This window comes from Rheinheimera sp. ATLC3 (assembly GCF_059429535.1).
Genome location: NZ_CM182103.1, coordinates 2,979,890 through 2,995,725, shown reverse-complemented (window position 1 = coordinate 2,995,725; position 15,836 = coordinate 2,979,890). Strand labels below are relative to the sequence as shown.

General features: G+C 50.2%; 12 protein-coding genes and 1 other RNA gene. 2 read left to right on the top strand and 11 right to left on the bottom strand.

Annotation, left to right across the window (positions count from 1 at the left end):
• From mraY to mraZ, 7 genes are read right to left on the bottom strand one after another with little or no spacing between them, the layout of a single operon-like run.
• Positions 1-1,083 carry a phospho-N-acetylmuramoyl-pentapeptide-transferase gene (mraY, locus tag AC5SV9_RS13770; protein WP_134052282.1) on the bottom strand — a complete coding sequence of 361 codons (1,083 nt, stop codon included), beginning with the start codon at positions 1,081-1,083 and terminating at the stop codon, positions 1-3.
• Positions 1,077-2,453: a UDP-N-acetylmuramoyl-tripeptide--D-alanyl-D-alanine ligase gene (locus tag AC5SV9_RS13765; RefSeq protein ID WP_475149483.1), complete on the bottom strand. Its 1,377-nt coding sequence runs from the start codon at positions 2,451-2,453 to the stop codon at positions 1,077-1,079. The genes mraY and AC5SV9_RS13765 overlap by 7 nt, the downstream gene beginning before the upstream one ends.
• The gene (locus tag AC5SV9_RS13760) at positions 2,450-3,907 is read right to left on the bottom strand and encodes a UDP-N-acetylmuramoyl-L-alanyl-D-glutamate--2,6-diaminopimelate ligase (protein ID WP_475149485.1); all 1,458 of its coding nucleotides are present in this window, start codon (positions 3,905-3,907) and stop codon (positions 2,450-2,452) included. Before AC5SV9_RS13760 ends, AC5SV9_RS13765 begins: the two co-directional genes overlap by 4 nt.
• The gene (locus AC5SV9_RS13755; protein WP_475149487.1) at positions 3,897-5,648 is read right to left on the bottom strand and encodes a penicillin-binding transpeptidase domain-containing protein; all 1,752 of its coding nucleotides are present in this window, start codon (positions 5,646-5,648) and stop codon (positions 3,897-3,899) included. The genes AC5SV9_RS13760 and AC5SV9_RS13755 overlap by 11 nt, the downstream gene beginning before the upstream one ends.
• A complete protein-coding gene (ftsL, locus tag AC5SV9_RS13750; RefSeq protein WP_475149490.1) occupies positions 5,645-5,953 on the bottom strand; it encodes a cell division protein FtsL in 309 nt (102 codons plus the stop codon). The genes AC5SV9_RS13755 and ftsL overlap by 4 nt, the downstream gene beginning before the upstream one ends.
• Positions 5,946-6,890: a 16S rRNA (cytosine(1402)-N(4))-methyltransferase RsmH gene (gene rsmH, locus AC5SV9_RS13745; RefSeq protein WP_475149492.1), complete on the bottom strand. Its 945-nt coding sequence runs from the start codon at positions 6,888-6,890 to the stop codon at positions 5,946-5,948. The genes ftsL and rsmH overlap by 8 nt, the downstream gene beginning before the upstream one ends.
• On the bottom strand, positions 6,891-7,355 hold the full coding sequence (mraZ, locus tag AC5SV9_RS13740) for a division/cell wall cluster transcriptional repressor MraZ (RefSeq protein ID WP_226766620.1): 465 nt from the start codon (positions 7,353-7,355) through the stop codon (positions 6,891-6,893). It lies immediately after the preceding gene.
• A gap of 374 nt (positions 7,356-7,729) precedes the next feature.
• On the opposite strand from mraZ, the gene AC5SV9_RS13735 reads away from it, so the two are divergent.
• Positions 7,730-8,575, top strand: a complete 846-nt coding sequence (locus tag AC5SV9_RS13735; RefSeq protein ID WP_475149495.1) for a MurR/RpiR family transcriptional regulator — start codon at positions 7,730-7,732, stop codon at positions 8,573-8,575.
• 97 nt (positions 8,576-8,672) lie between these two features.
• Here AC5SV9_RS13735 and AC5SV9_RS13730 read toward each other — a convergent pair whose 3' ends face one another.
• Positions 8,673-9,773, bottom strand: a complete 1,101-nt coding sequence (locus tag AC5SV9_RS13730; protein ID WP_475149496.1) for a dipeptide epimerase — start codon at positions 9,771-9,773, stop codon at positions 8,673-8,675.
• Positions 9,774-9,784: 11 nt separating this feature from the next.
• Entirely contained in the window at positions 9,785-11,161 is a 1,377-nt protein-coding gene (locus tag AC5SV9_RS13725) for an SH3 domain-containing protein (protein ID WP_475149498.1), read from the bottom strand.
• 245 nt (positions 11,162-11,406) lie between these two features.
• Here AC5SV9_RS13725 and AC5SV9_RS13720 point away from each other — a divergent pair, with 245 nt between their 5' ends.
• Positions 11,407-14,436 (top strand): TonB-dependent receptor, encoded by a 3,030-nt coding sequence (locus tag AC5SV9_RS13720; protein WP_475149500.1) that lies wholly within the window; start codon positions 11,407-11,409, stop codon positions 14,434-14,436.
• A 107-nt stretch (positions 14,437-14,543) separates the two neighbouring features.
• Here AC5SV9_RS13720 and rnpB read toward each other — a convergent pair.
• Together rnpB and rsmI are read right to left on the bottom strand one after the other, a co-directional pair.
• Positions 14,544-14,916, bottom strand: an RNA gene (gene rnpB, locus AC5SV9_RS13715) — RNase P RNA component class A.
• 20 nt (positions 14,917-14,936) lie between these two features.
• Entirely contained in the window at positions 14,937-15,788 is an 852-nt protein-coding gene (rsmI, locus tag AC5SV9_RS13710) for a 16S rRNA (cytidine(1402)-2'-O)-methyltransferase (RefSeq protein WP_475149501.1), read from the bottom strand.
• Between the last annotated feature and the right edge of the window lie 48 nt (positions 15,789-15,836).

The following is a 15,836-nucleotide window of genomic DNA, read 5'->3' as shown; positions in this document are numbered from 1 at the left end:
TTATCTCAGTTTCAGGGTGGCTAAGCCAACCAGCACAAAAATAATCGATAAGATCCAGAACCTTACGATAACGCGGGGCTCTGGCCAGCCTTTTAACTCATAATGGTGGTGGATAGGCGCCATACGGAAAATACGCTGTCCGCGCAACTTGTAAGAGCCCACCTGCAGAATGACTGACAGGGTTTCCATAACGAAAACACCGCCCATAATAAACAACACGATTTCCTGCCGCACCAGGATAGCAATAACGCCAAGCACTGCACCAAGCGCCAAAGAGCCAACATCGCCCATAAATACCATCGCCGGGTAAGTGTTAAACCACAGAAAACCAAGCCCGGCACCAATCAGAGCAGCACATACCACCACCAGCTCACCGGCATAGGGCAAATAAGGAATGTTCAAGTAAGCAGAAAAATTCACGTTGCCACTGGCATAAGCAATAATGGCAAAAGCACCGGCTACCATGATGGTAGGCACTATTGCCAGGCCGTCTAACCCATCGGTTAAATTAACCGCATTACTGGTGCCGACGATGACAAAGTAACTAAGCGCCAGAAACAACAAGCCAAGCTGTGGCATCACATCTTTGATAAAAGGCACCAGCAGTGCTGTCTCTGCCGGGCGCTCTGCGGTGAAATACAAAAAAGCAGCAGTGGCAATAGCAAATAACGATTGCCAGAAATACTTCCAGCGCGCTATTAAGCCTTTCGGATCTTTACGGATCACTTTGCGGTAATCGTCGACAAAGCCAATCCAACCGAAACTGACCAGTACAAACATCACGACCCAGACGTATTTGTTTTCCAGGTTGGCCCAAAGCAAGGTGCTTAACAGCACAGAGCCCAGGATCAACAAGCCGCCCATGGTCGGAGTGCCTTTTTTCGAAAAGTGGCTTTGCGGGCCGTCGCCGCGTACCACCTGGCCAATTTGCATCAGCTGTAAGCGGGCAATAAGCTTAGGGCCAAGGTACAGGCTGAGTAATAACGAGGTTAAGATCCCCAGAATGGCGCGAAACGTCAGATAACTGAATACATTAAAAAAGCTGAAGTATTGCGTTAAATACTCGGCCAACCAAACTAGCATGGGCTACTCTCCTGCTGACATCTTTCTAGCAAGTCCTGCACGACTAATTCCATTTTCGCACTGCGCGAGCCTTTCACTAGCAGGGTGACTTCCTGTTGTTCTGATACTACTGGCATCAAACGCTGTAACAGCGCCTGACGCGAACTAAAGTGAGCGCCTTGTCCATTGAACAAGTCACTGGCGCTCTGTGATAACACGCCAAGGGTGAACAACAGATTAATTCCCGCTTCTTTTGCGTATAAACCAATCTCTTCGTGGTATAAACGGGCGTCTGCGCCCAGTTCAGCCATATCGCCAAGTACCAGCACGCGATAACCGTTATAGGATGCCAGCAAGTCTATTGCGGCTTTAACTGATTCGACATTAGCGTTGTAAGTGTCATCTATCAGCCGCAGTTGAGGCGTCACCATTTTCACATTGGTGCGGCCTTTTACTGCCTGCATCTGTGCCAGCCCAAGCTGGACATCGGCCAGGCTGGCGCCAACGGCAATACAGGCAGCTGCCGCGGCTAACGCATTCGCAACATTGTGCTTGCCTGGAATTGTCAGCTGAATAAACTGGCGGCCAGCCGGGCAATGTAGCTCAAAACCTGCGCAGCCATTGGCATCCAGGATGATGTCTGTAGCGTGATAATCGGCCACGGCCGTCGCTGAGAATTGCTGCACGGGCTTGCCTTCAAGCCGGCGTAGCCAGTAGTCGCGATATTCACTGTCGGCTGGAATAATGGCCAGCCCCTGTGCTGTTATCGCATTAAAAATTTCACCTTTAGCGCGGGCCACACCGTAGACATCGCCAAAGCCTTCCAGATGTGACGGCGCGACATTGGTAATAATAGCGACATCGGGTTTGGCCAGCGACGTGGTGTAAGCAATTTCGCCCTGATGATTGGCGCCCAGCTCCAATACTGCATACTGGTGTTGCTCACTCAGACGTAGCATCGTCAGCGGTACACCAATGTCGTTGTTAAAATTGCCTTGCGTTGCCAGCACAGTGCCACGGCGGCTCAGAATAGCCGCCATCATTTCTTTAACTGTCGTTTTTCCGGCGCTACCGGTTACCGCTATCGTTTTTGGTGCCAGCCGCGCTTTTACCGCAGCGGCCAGCTGGCCCAGCGCCAGACGGGTATCCTGTACAATGATCTGCGGTATATCAACGGCTACAGCCTGTTCTACCACCACTGCAGCTGCGCCTTTTTCTTTTACATCAGCCACGAAGGCACTGCCATCGAAATTGGGGCCCTTTAGCGCAATAAATAAATCGTGTTCGCCTATCACGCGGCTGTCAGTACTGACATTGCTGATACTGACATTATGGCCGGTCAGGGCGCCATCCAGCATCAATGCGATTTCTGCACAGTTAAGCTTTATCATGCTGACATCTCCGCTACCAGTTGACGAAGATAAGCCCGCTCATCGTATTGCCGATGCTCTGAGCCAATGATCTGAATAGTTTCATGCCCCTTGCCGGCGACCAGTACAACGTCACCTTCCTGCGCGCTGATAAGCGCCAGCTTAATCGCACTTTGCCGGTCTGGTTCAATGGTATAACTGCCATCAGGGCTCATACCGGCGGCAATTTCTTCGCAAATACTCAGCACATCTTCGCTGCGCGGATTATCTGCGGTAATAATCACATGATCAGCATGCAATTCGGCCAACTGCCCCATTAGTGGACGTTTGCCCCGGTCGCGGTCGCCGCCGCAGCCAAATACGCACCACAGCTTGCCTTTACAATGCAACCGCAGCGACTGCAGTGCCTGTTGTAGCGCATCAGGGGTATGGGCATAATCCACCACGGCAGTAAAATTCTGTGCAAACTTAAACTGTTCCATGCGCCCGGGCACTGGTTTGAGCTGGCTGCATGCTGCCACTACTGTAGTTAAATCGTAACCCAGCACCAGCATGCTGCTCATGGCGGCCAATACATTCTGAATGTTGAACTCACCGAGCAGCGGTAAATAAAAGTTGTACTCGGCTACATGGCTGCTCAGCTGCAGCTGATAACCGTCTTCGGTAGCAAGCACATCGTCATACGCCAGATAGCGGTTAAAACCACGGCAGTCGGCCGCTTTACCATAAGCCCAAACCGGTAACTGACTTTGCGCTGCCAGCTGACGGCCAAATTCGTCGGACACATTAATTACCGCTGCGCGGCTAAGCTGCGGTGTAAATAATAACGCTTTGGCGGCACCGTACTCCGCCATAGAGCCGTGATAGTCCAGATGATCACGGGTTAAATTGGTAAATACTGCCGCGTCAAACCACAGCCCGGCAACGCGTTGCTGAACCAGTGCATGCGAAGATACTTCCATGGCAACCAGCTGGGTTTTCGCAGCCACCGCTTGTGACAAAATACGTTGAATATCAACATAATGCGGTGTGGTATTGGGTAAAGGTGTCAGCTTGCTGCACGGGCCGTAACCCAGAGTACCGATGACAGCCGCTTTTTGTGCCAGTTGCTCAGCCAGCTGACTGACAAAGAAGGCTGTGCTGGATTTACCATTGGTACCGGTGATACCGACCAGCTGCAGCGATCGTGCCGGCTGCTGATAGAAACTGGCCGCTAACGCCGGTAGAAGCTGCATCAGCTCCGGTAGCACCAGAATACGCTTGTCGTCGTACTGGCCTTCATCCGTCAGCACCAGCGCAGCGCCCTGCGCCAGCGCCTGCGCGATAAACTGTTTGCCATGTTGCTGCACGCCCGGGATGGCCAGAAACACATCACCACTGCTCACTTTACGGCTGTCTAGCTGCAATTGATTCAGTTGACACTGCGGAATATCACTGGCGTAAAGCGCCAGCCACTGTTGTGCGTTAACCGGCATTGCTACCTCCTGTCAGAGCAGAAAGTCTGGGCTGACTTGTACCATCAGGTGTCAGATTCAGCAGTTGCATACTGGCACCCATAATATTGGCAAATACCGGCGCGGCAATTTCGCCACCGTGATAAAAATCACCGGCAGGCTCATTAATTACAACAACGCACGCCAGACGCGGATTAGATACCGGGCCTACGCCGGCAAAAGACGCCACATAATCCTCGCCATAGCCACCGGCGATCGCTTTACGTGCCGTACCGGTTTTTCCGCCGACACGATAACCTTTAACCTGTGCTTTGGTTGCCGTACCGCCGGGCATAATATTGGCTTCCATCATCTCCAGCATCGCTGCCGCATGCTCTGGCGCTAACACCTGTTCGCCCGGATGTTGCTGGTCATCTTTTAGTATCGTCAGCGGACGACTCACACCGCCGTTTGCCATAGTGGCGTAAGCCCGTGCCAGCTGTGCCGCTGTTACCGACAAACCATAACCAAACGACAGGGTCGCACGTTCATGATCAGACCAGCGCCGGCGGTGGCTTAACATACCGCTGCTTTCGCCATTCAGGCCAAGACCGGTATCAATACCCAGCCCCATATTGGCGTACAAGCCGATAACATGCTCTATCGGCATGTCCAGTACCAATTTACTGACACCCACGTTGCTCGACTTCTGAATGATGCCGGTCAGGCTTAACACATTGTAATTGTTAGCATCGCGCACCCAACTGCCACCAATACGGAAGTAACCGGGAGAGGTATCAACTTTAGTATTCAGATTGGCACTGCCAAACTCCAGCGCGCTGAGTACTGCCAGTGGCTTCATTGTCGAGCCGGGTTCAAAGGTATCGGTAATAGCGCGATTACGAAACAAATAAGCCGGCGCATTGCCACGGTTATTAGGGTTGAATGACGGGCTGTTTACCATTGCCAGCACTTCACCGGTTTGCACGTCAACCACAATGGCTGAACCCGATGTAGCACCGTGCGACAGCACAGCTTTTTTCAGTTCGCGATACGTAACCGATTGAATACGCTGATCGATACTCAGCTGCAGGTTGCCGGGGGCCTTAGCCTGCGCCCGTTCCAGTACTTCGATTTCCCGGCCTTTCGCATCTTTACGGAATACTTTACGGCCAGCTGTGCCGGTTAACAGTTCGTCGTACCGTTTTTCAATACCTTCAACACCAACGTCATCAACATTGGTAAAACCTATCAGTTGCGCGGTAACCTCACCGGCCGGATAGTAGCGGCGCGATTCCTGACGAAAATAGATGCCAGGCACTTTTAGTTTCTTCACATAATCAACCACCGCCGGGTTGACCTGGCGTTGCAAATACACAAAGCGCCGTTGCGGGTTATCGCCAATTTTGTTCAGCAGCTGCGCCGGTGTCATTTGCAGGATATCTGCCAGCGCATGCCAGCGTCGTTCGTCTGCCGCCGCGTGACGTTCAATCACCACTTTAGGGTCGGCCCAGATAGCTTCCACCGGCACACTGATTGCCAGCTCTTCGCCATTGCGGTCAAATATCATGCCGCGCAGTACCGTATCGGCTTCAACCCGTAAGCTGCGCATATCGCCCTGGCTGACCAGCATGTCAGGTTCTACCACCTGCAACCACGCCGCCCGAACCATCAAGGCGGTGAATACCCCGGCCAGACTGACTAAAACAAAAGCAAAACGCCAGCCGATTACCGATGGGGCTGTTCTTGCTTTTGCCTGAGGTGCTTTTTTAGTCTTGCTCATGGCACTGTCACCGCAATATCCTGCTCGCCGGATGGACGAACCATGTTTAACCGGCTGCGGGCGATATCTTCAACCCGGCTGTGTTCCGATAAAGCGCGTTGCTCCAGTACCAGATTACGCCATTCAATGTCCAACTGGTCACGCTGCTGATACAGCGCATCCTGGGCAATAGTGAGCTGACGGTTTAAATGCGCAAAGTGCACCACCACCAGCGCAGAAGCGATACACGCCAATAACAGCAACACCAGCCATTTTTGCTGGTGCCAGTCACGTACGATAAGCCAGTGCAGATTAATGTTATTCATGCTGCTGCCTTTGTGCGATGCGCAGCACTGCACTGCGAGCCCGCGGGTTGGCCTGCAGTTCCGCTTCTGATGGCATGATAGCCTTACCAATCAGTGTCAATTCAGTACGCTGATTCATTTGCGCCGCCGTCAGCGGAATACCGCGTGGCACAGGCTCGCCTTTAGAGAACCGGCGCATAAACTGTTTGACCAGCCGATCTTCCAGTGAATGAAAACTGATAACCACCAGCCGGCCACCCGGTTTGAGTACCTGCATCGCCGCATGTAACGCCTGATTAACCTGCTCCAGCTCGCTATTGATATAAATGCGGATAGCCTGAAAACTGCGTGTAGCCGGGTGTTTTTTCTCTTTGTTACTTTTCGGCACGCTGTCACTTATCAGCTTTGCCAGCTGCGCAGTGCGTGTCAGCGGCTGTTCAGTACGGGTGGCAACAATTGCCTGCGCAATACGCCAGGCAAATTTTTCCTCGCCATACTCCCGCAGCACAAAACTGATATCTTCAACATCAGCCTGAGCCAGCCAGTCTGCAGCGCTGATACCAGAGCTTGGATCCATCCGCATATCAAGCGGACCGTCGCGCATAAAACTAAAGCCTCGATCGGCATCGTCCAGTTGTGGGGAGGACACACCAAGATCAAGCAATATACCGTCCAGGGCACCGTTGATGTGCTGCTGTTCAGCAATAGACGCCAGGGCGGCAAAGGGGCTGTGGGTGATATGAAAACGGGGGTCTGCTTTTAGCGGTTCAGCTGCAGCTATCGCGGTGGGGTCGCGATCTATTGCGTACAGCCGGCCCTTAGGGCCAAGTTTGGATAAAATTACCCGGCTGTGGCCGCCACGGCCAAAGGTGCCATCCAGATAGCAACCATCGGGCTTAATAGCTAAGCCATCGATTGCTTCTTGCAGCAAAACGGAAATATGCGCCGGTGCATTCATTTACAGTACAAAATCCTGTAATCGTTCTGACAGTTCAACATCACCGGCCTGAGCCTGTTCCAGCGCGATATCAGCCGCCAGACGCTCATTCCAGGTTGTCTCATCCCAGATTTCAAATTTATTTAACTGACCCACCAGACGGATACCTTTATTCAAACCCGCATGCTGACGCAGCGGCGCAGGCAGTAAAATACGCCCGCTTTTATCCATATCACAGTCGGTCGCATTCCCCAGTAACACGCGCTGTAAGCGGCGTTCCTGTGGGTTTAAGCTGGACAAGCGCTTGAGTTTTTCTTCTATTTCTTCCCACTCAGCCAACGGATATAACAACAAACAGGGATCATGCAAATCTATGGTGCAGATCATGTGGCCCTGACAATCAGACAGCAGAAATTCACGGTAGCGTGCAGGTAGCGCTAACCGTCCTTTCTCGTCCAGTGTCAACGTAAATGAGCCACGAAACATAAGCTTCCTGTGCAGTTTATTTATTTGTTCTTTGTTCGCAGGTAATCCAAAATGATCCACTTTTACCCACAAATCCCCACAACGATACAGTTTAGGGTCGAGGTTTGACCATTGTCAAGGCAAAAACTAAGCTAATCACCGTTTGCGATCACAGTAAAAATAAGCTCTGCAGCGACGGTGATGATTTTGGTGGGAAAAAGTGGAGGCAGATCAAAAGCGATACTAAATAGTCCTGTTTTTATGTACAGCACCCTGGATCAGGCTGCTTTTTTTTGCAGTTGCTTGCCAAGGCCGAATAAATTATTCAATACTGGTGCATCAAGCTAATAACAAATTCCACAATAGCGCAGCAGCGATAAAAGGATTAAAGCCCTATGGTGTGTTTACTGAAGATCCGCGGCATGCTGGAGCAAATGTCCGTTATCGAACGCAAGCTGGCAGATTTTATTCTCGATAACGCCAATTTGCTACGGGATTATTCATCCCAGCAATTAGCTGATGCTGTCGGCACCAGCCAATCCAGCGTGGTGAAATTCTGCCAGAAACTGGGTTATAAAGGTTACCCCGATCTGAAGCTAGCCGTCAGTGAGGCGGTGATCACCGCTTCAACGCTAAACCGCGACAATCAGGAGCAAAACCCGGTACAAAGCGGTCTGGTGAACTTAGTAGAACAGTTGCAGTTCAGTCTGACCAGCCATTTACGTGGTATTTTAGAGATTAATGAAGAAAAATCACTGCTCGATGCCGCCTTACACCTGAGCCAGGCCGACAAAATACTGCTGGCAGGTTATGGCACCTCGGCTATTGTTGCCCACGATATGCAATTTCGCTTACTGCAACTGGGTAAACTGGCGCTACAACATAGTGATCCGGCCCTGACACTGCAGCTCGCCAGCACACTTAGCAGTAATAGCGTAATGTTGCTGGTATCCGAATCAGGCCAGAACAATGACTTGTTGAAACTGGCACGTTACGCTAAGAATAAAAATATTCCGCTGATCAGCCTGACCAGCTTCAAAGCCAATGCGCTGAGTATGGCCGCAAACACAGCGTTATACGCATTAAGTGGTGACGAGAACGTGCGGGTAAACCCTATATTGGTGCAGCTGGCACAACAGCACCTATGCCATATTCTGTATTTACTGCTGTGTCAGCGACAAAACAGCGATCACCAGTTGGAAGAAAGCAGCAAGCTGTTACATATATTGGAACAGCCTTGAGCGGATTGAAACAGCCCTGAGCGAATTGAGACAGCCCTGAGCTGAACAAGGTAACCCTGAGCTATTCGTTCAGGGTTGTGCGAGCTAATTAGCAACTTTAGTTACCCGGCAACATCTCCAGGCCCTCGATAGCCGTAATGCCCAGCCCCGGCGCATCTTCAATGGTGATATCAGCATCATGAAACTTCACACTGCTTTTTACCGGATCAAACAGGCACAATGAAGGCCCATCCAGGTCTATTTTGGTGATCACATCTGATTTTGCCACCGCCACATGCACTGCCGCCGCCACACTGACACTGCCTTCGAGCATGCAGCCAATCATGCACTGCATATCGTAAAACGAGCAGATATCAGCAATTTTGATCGCATTGGCAATACCACCGGTTTTCATCAACTTAATATTGATAATGTCGGCAGCCCGCATCTTTATCAGATCAATAACCTCGCGTGGGCCAAAGCTGCTTTCATCGGCCATCACCGGCGTATGTACGCGTTCAGTAATGTATTTCAGCCCTTCCAGATCGTAGGCTTTAACCGGCTGCTCTACCAGCTCTAGCCGCACGCCCGCATCTTCCAGCTTATGCAGCGCATATACCGCTTCTTTTGCTGTCCAGCCCTGATTAGCATCAAGCCGGATCAGTGCCTTGCCTTCCACCGCCGCATAAATGGCTTTTACCCGCTCGATATCGACACCAATATCTTTGCCCACTTTAACTTTCAGTGTTTCAAAGCCGCGGTCTATCGCCTGCAGCGAGTCGGCAACCATCTTATCGATATAGTCCACACTAATGGTAATATCAGTAGTTATTTTAGGCACGCCGCCGCCCAGCACTTTATATAGCGGCGCCTTGTATAACTGAGCGAATAAATCGTAAACGGCTATTTCGACAGCAGCTTTCGCGCTGTAGTTTTTCATAATACAGCCCTGTATCAGCCGTACGATATGATTTAAATCAGCGATATCCTGGCCAAGCAGCTTGGGTTTTATCACAGTGCGGATGGCTTCGATAATGGAACCATGGATATCGCCGGTAATAACCGCTGTTGCCGGCGCTTCACCATAACCAACATGACCGGTATCGGTTTCCACCATCACAATAATATCTTCAATGGTGTTTACCGTACGCAATGCCGTTTTAAACGGTGTTTTCAGAGGCACGCGCAACATACCCAGTTTAATGTCTGTAATTTTCATAGTTGCCCCTGTTAACGCAATGATTTAATAGCATAGAGCGCGTCGAAATACGACTGCTCAGTATTGGCATTCAGTGGTAGCATAGGTGTTACCACTACGCCATTTAACGTGCCACGATATAGCTGACCGTTTTCCAGCGGATAGATAAGTGTATTAACGTCATGGATCATAAAAGGTTGGTTATCCAGCATACCCAGGTACAAAGACACGTGACCCGGAAAATAAAATAAGTCCCCTACGCGGGCTTTCTGTATGGCGCTAAGTTTGTCCTGCGCGCTGCTGTTTTGGTCAAAGCGGATATTATCGCCATAGGCGCCTTTGCCCTGCTGCCCCGAGTTACGCGGCATAACAAAGCCAAAACTGCGGAAAATCTCTGAGATAAAGCCTGTGCAGTCACGCCCGTTGTAGTCGTGGCCCCAACCATAACGTTCACCCAGAAACTTAAACGCCTGCTGCAAAATATTATTGGCAGTAAACGGCAGATAGCCCAGCCTGACATCGGCACTGCGCGGGATCAGCGCCGGCACAAATGCCAGTGAACCCTCTTCACTGCGCACCGGCAAGGACACTATATAACTGGCCAACGGGTTTTGCCCATGCACACTAAAACCGGTATCTGCTGCATCCATTAGCGCCAGACGTAAGCCCATTTCCAGCTGCAATTCTGATATGTCTGGCCGGTTTGGCGTGTAAGCTGTGTGCACTGTCGCACCGGTGATGACCAAAAACGGTTGCCTGCTGGCATAACCCAGTACTTGTTCTTTGCTGCCGGTGGCAATGTCGTTTGTCTTGACCCAGCCGGTGTAGTTAAAACTCTGCACCAGTGCCCAGTTACTATCTGCACTGTAATGCAGTATTACAACGGCATCTGTGGGAAACAGCGCCGTTTCAGCAAAGCGGTCCAAATCCAGATTGGCTTCGCTGTTAAATACCCTGTCTTCGGTAGGAAAAGCCCTGAGTGCAGTACGCTTTACCACTAAAGCAAATTGCAGCGTGTTTTGCAGCTGCACCTTATCGATGGCGAGTAATGCCCGGTATTGTTGCCATTGCTGCTGACTGACTTCACGGCCATCGGCATAAAACCTCGCACTTGACGGCACCGGGCTGACATTAGCAATAACACTGAGTAACTCAGCTTTACTCAGTGTTTGCGGCAAGCTGTCAAGCGATTGCATTTCGCTTTGCAATGCAAAGGTCTGTTTATTGCGGCTGGCTATTTGCTCTGGCGTCAGTAATGTCTTATCGCCGTCGGTTAATTTCATCTGCCAGAACTGGCGGCTCATCTGTTCCGGCTGTATTAATGGCACGTCAGAACTAAACTGATTAGCAGACGCAGTGGTCAGTGCCAGCAGGTAAAAACCGCACAGCAACCGCACCATATTCTTCATGCCGACTCCTGAATAATTGTTTCATTTCATTACGTTAAATAGCAGCAACAGCGCTACAATACAACGTAAAGGAATCAAATATTCCAATAATTTACAAAATTGAGCATAAATTATTTTCCAAAGGAAAGAAATATTGCTATGTTAATTTTGTGCAGAAAACAAACACTACTAAAAAAACGGGCGCGCAGACCCGAATAACGGATAGCACTGAATAAAACAAAATAACGCAACTCCAGGAGAGAGCAATGAAGTCTCAACAGCAAACCTTACATAAACATCGATTAGTCGATGCTGTGCAAACAGCCTTGACTAAACCCGCAAAAGTTTCAGCCGTAGTACTGGCCGGTATGCTGCTTTGCACACCGGCGCTGGCGCAACAGGCAGGTGGTATCCGCGGTAAAGTAACGACTGAACAGGCAACAGGTTCTGTTTCAGGTGTCACCGTCGTAGCAACCAGCCCGGTGATGCCAAAGCCACGCACAGTGCATACGCGTGAAGATGGTAGCTTCAATTTGCCGTTGCTGATCCCGGGCCGCTACACACTGACCATCACTGCTGCTGATGGCAGCGTGCAACAGATGGAAGTCGATGTTCTGCTGGATCAAACCTCCAACGTTAATGTTGCATTACAAAGTCAGACTGGTGATATAGAAGTTATTCAGGTTGTCGGCTCGCCATTTTTCGCTCAGCAGGGTAATTCATCGCTGAGTAACTCTCTGGGCTCAGACGTGGTAGAAGCCCTGCCTGTCGGCCAAACCTTCCGCGATATGCTGAAAATCGTCCCTGGCGTGCAGTATACCGAAAACGGCACCTTAGGCCCGTCAGCTGGCGGTTCCGGTGCACATAACAAATACGGTTTCGACGGTGTTGATGTTTCACTGCCAATGTTCGGTAATCTGGCGTCTGAGCCGTCAACGCACGATATCGAAATGGTGTCGATGGAGCGCGGCGGTGCTAAAGCAGTCGGCTTTAACCGCTCAGGTGGTTTTGCTATTAATACTAAAACAAAATCGGGTACCAACGAGTTTAAAGGCAGTGTTGAGTACAAAATCGAAAATAAAAACTTCTCTGCTTCTAAAGAAGATGGTGTGGAAGAGGACGTTGATAAAACCTGGATCACCGCCAGCGTAGCTGGCCCTTTAATTGAAGATCAGCTGTTCTTTTATGGCTCTTACTATGGCCCGGAAGAAAAAGGCTCAAATAAAGTGACTGCGTACGGCCCTACCAAAGCCTACAAAAGCGATCGCGATGAGTACTTTGGTAAATTAACCTGGGCACCTACTGATGATTTATTGTTAAACCTTAGCTACCGCGATTCGGACCGCGTCGTCATTGGTGATAGTATCGGTGAGTTTGAAGCTGATAGTGTTTCAGCTGGTTCCCAGGCAACACAAAAGATTTTTACCTTTGATGGGTCTTATATTCTGGGTGATTACACCACATTAAGCTTTAACATTAGCAAGTTTGATTACAAGACCGGTGGTAAACCTGACGTTGAATTAAGTGTTGTGCCAGAAATCGGCGCATCACTTGATGTCGCTAACCTTGAACAAATGGGCTACTTTAATGTGCCCGATTTGTTGAATAATACAGATCCTGATGCAGCCACGTTTAACCCCGGCGCACAAGCACTGATTAACCGTTATGGTTATACCGAAAATGGTGTATTGACCGGCGGTGGCGGTGTCGGTGCTTATTATCAGTACAGCAACCAAAATTTCTTCCGTGACAGCTTCGAGCTGGCCTTGGATCATGAAATTATTGGTAATGAACTGGTGCACTCTATTCATATCGGCCTGAAATACTCAGAAGCTGAAGAAGAATTAAGTCGACTATCAAACGGTTGGGGTAGTATCAGTTATCATGGCGGTAGAGATCTAACATTAGAGAGTTCTGTTGCTGATCTTGATCCAACATCTGTATTCTACACGGCTTCTGTACTACAAATGAGCTTCTTAAATGAATCAGGTCAGGCCGTACCTGCCATCCACTCGTTCTCTGAATCATGGAACCTGGAAATTAACGATACCATTGAGCATGGTGACTTTACTTACAATATCGGTGTGCTGATCAGTAAAGACACCTTATACGGTCAGGGTTTACGCGCCAATTCTGCCAACGGTTCAGGTTGGGAACTGGCGATGGGCGAAAAATACAAAATGTACTCGGTTGACTGGCAGGATATGATCCAGCCGCGCCTGGGCATTGACTGGAAATACGATGGTCAAAACTCGGTATTTGCCAACTACGCCAGCTATAACCCGGAAGCCAGCTCATTGGCCAGGGCTGCGTCATGGGATCGTAGCACTGCTGATCGGACGTTAAATGTATATTTTGATGAAGACGGTAATTATCTTGACTCTGGCGTAGCCAATGGTTCATCAGGTAAACTTTTTGCCGATAATATGAAACCACACCGTATTGATGAGATTACCGTAGGTACCACCCGGGCTATTACTGACCGCTTACAACTGCGCGGCCATACCCGTTACCGCTATGGTTCACACTTCTGGGAAGATATGCCAAACAATGCCCGGCTACGGGGTGCTTATGGTAACGGTGAAGTGCCGGCTCACATAGCAGATAAAGGCTTATATATTCCTGATTTAGCCGACCGCTATGACGGTATTGGTAACCCATCAGGCGGCACCTATGTTGTTGCCGAAGTTGATGATGGCCAGACCAAGTATTGGGAAGTTAGCCTGGAAGCCGAATATTTTGGTGATCGCACTTACTTTAATGTCTCATACGTTTGGAGCCATTACTACGGGAACTTTGATCAGGATAACACCACGAAAAATAACGACGGTAACTGGTTCATTGGTTCATCTAACTACGGTGATGGCCCGGGGCTAATGCCTTGGGACAATCGGTATGGAAAACTGTCTGGCGACAAACCGCATCTGCTAAAAGCCTTTGGCTACTACACCACAGATTGGGAAGCCAATATTGGCGCTTATTTTGTGTACCAGTCAGGTCAACCTTGGGAGACCTGGGATGGCAGTTATTACGGTTCGGCGTCAAGTACCAGCAAGTTTGCAGAACCTGCAGGAAGCCGTCGCAGTGCCAGCCACTGGCAGTTAGATTTGAGCTATAACCAGAACTTTACCTTTGCTGATAAGTATGTGCTGCGTTTCCGCGCTGACCTGTTTAACGTGTTTGATCGTCAAACCGGTTACCGCATCGATCCGGTAGCAACATCAACCACCTATGGCGAACCAACCCAGTACTACAACCCACGTCGTCTACAGCTGTCAGTTGGTTTTGATTTCTAAACCCACCGTTCCTGGTGACTTCCAGCCCGCCTTGTGCGGGCTTTTTTCTGCATATGGCTAGCAGAAAACAAAAAAACCGCAGCTAAGCTGCGGTTTTTTTGTAATTCGGGGTGAGCCAGCCAGTAAGCCGGGTTCTGTGCTCTGTAGCCAGAGTGACAATCATTCCTCTAGGACTTAAGTCGCCTTAAGCCTCAAGCAATCTACCCGCCCCCAACGCGGGCCACGCCAAAGGGGGCCTATTTGATCTTGCTCCGGGTGGAGTTTACCGTGCCACGAACTGTTGCCAGTCGCGCGGTGCGCTCTTACCGCACCCTTTCACCCTTACCTGATCCCTTTCTTACGAAAGGGCCATCGGCGGTTTGCTCTCTGTTGCACTGGTCGTAGGCTCTCGCCTCCCAGGCGTTACCTGGCACCCTGCCCTGTGGAGCCCGGACTTTCCTCCCCCTGCTTACGCAGGCAGCGATTGTCTTGGCCAACTCACGGCGGCGATTATACGCTTTTTATTCGCTTTCACCAGTAAATTGCAGCGCAAGCTTATACAGCGCATTTTTCTTCATACCATGAATTTCTGCGGTAATGGCTGCGGCCTTCTTCACTGGCAGCTCTGCCAGCAATAATTTTAATGTGGTCTGGGCAGCATCGCTTATTTCGCTGTCGGCCTTTGGCGTGGGGGCTATCATCAGCACCATTTCCCCCTGACAGCGCTGCGGGTCGGCATCCAGCCAGGCAGTAATGTGTGCTGCTGTGCCATATTCCAAATGCTCAAAAGTTTTGGTCAGCTCTTTTGCCAGCACCAGTTCGCGATCAGCGCCAAACACCAGTGCAACATCCTGTAAGGTGTCTTTAATCCGCCGTGCCGTGTCGTAGCATATAATGGTGCCGACGCCGGCCGGCACATCTGCCAGCTGATTTTGTCGCTGCTGACTTTTTGGCAGTAAAAAGCCGATAAAATGAAATTTGTCAGTGGGCAAACCGGCAGCACACAGCGCAGTAATTAATGCACAGGGGCCTGGAATGGGGATAACTCTTACCCCGGCTTCGCGGCATTGGCGCACCAAGCTATAGCCCGGATCACTGATCAATGGCGTACCAGCGTCGGATACCAGCGCCACATTTTCGCCCGCCTGACATTTTTGAATAATGCTGGCAGCACGCTGTTTTTCATTATGATCATGCAACGCAATGGTTTTGGCAGAAATGGCCAGGTGTTGCAGCAACCTGCCGGTATGGCGGGTGTCTTCCGCCGCTATCCAGTCGGCCTGTTTCAGTGTATCAATGGCACGCTGGCTGATATCGTCCAGATTGCCTATCGGTGTCGCCACTACATATAAAAAACCGTTATCTTTTGCCATTTTATGATTAATGTACGCTATTTAATTGAGCTTAACCGGCAGTCTCAG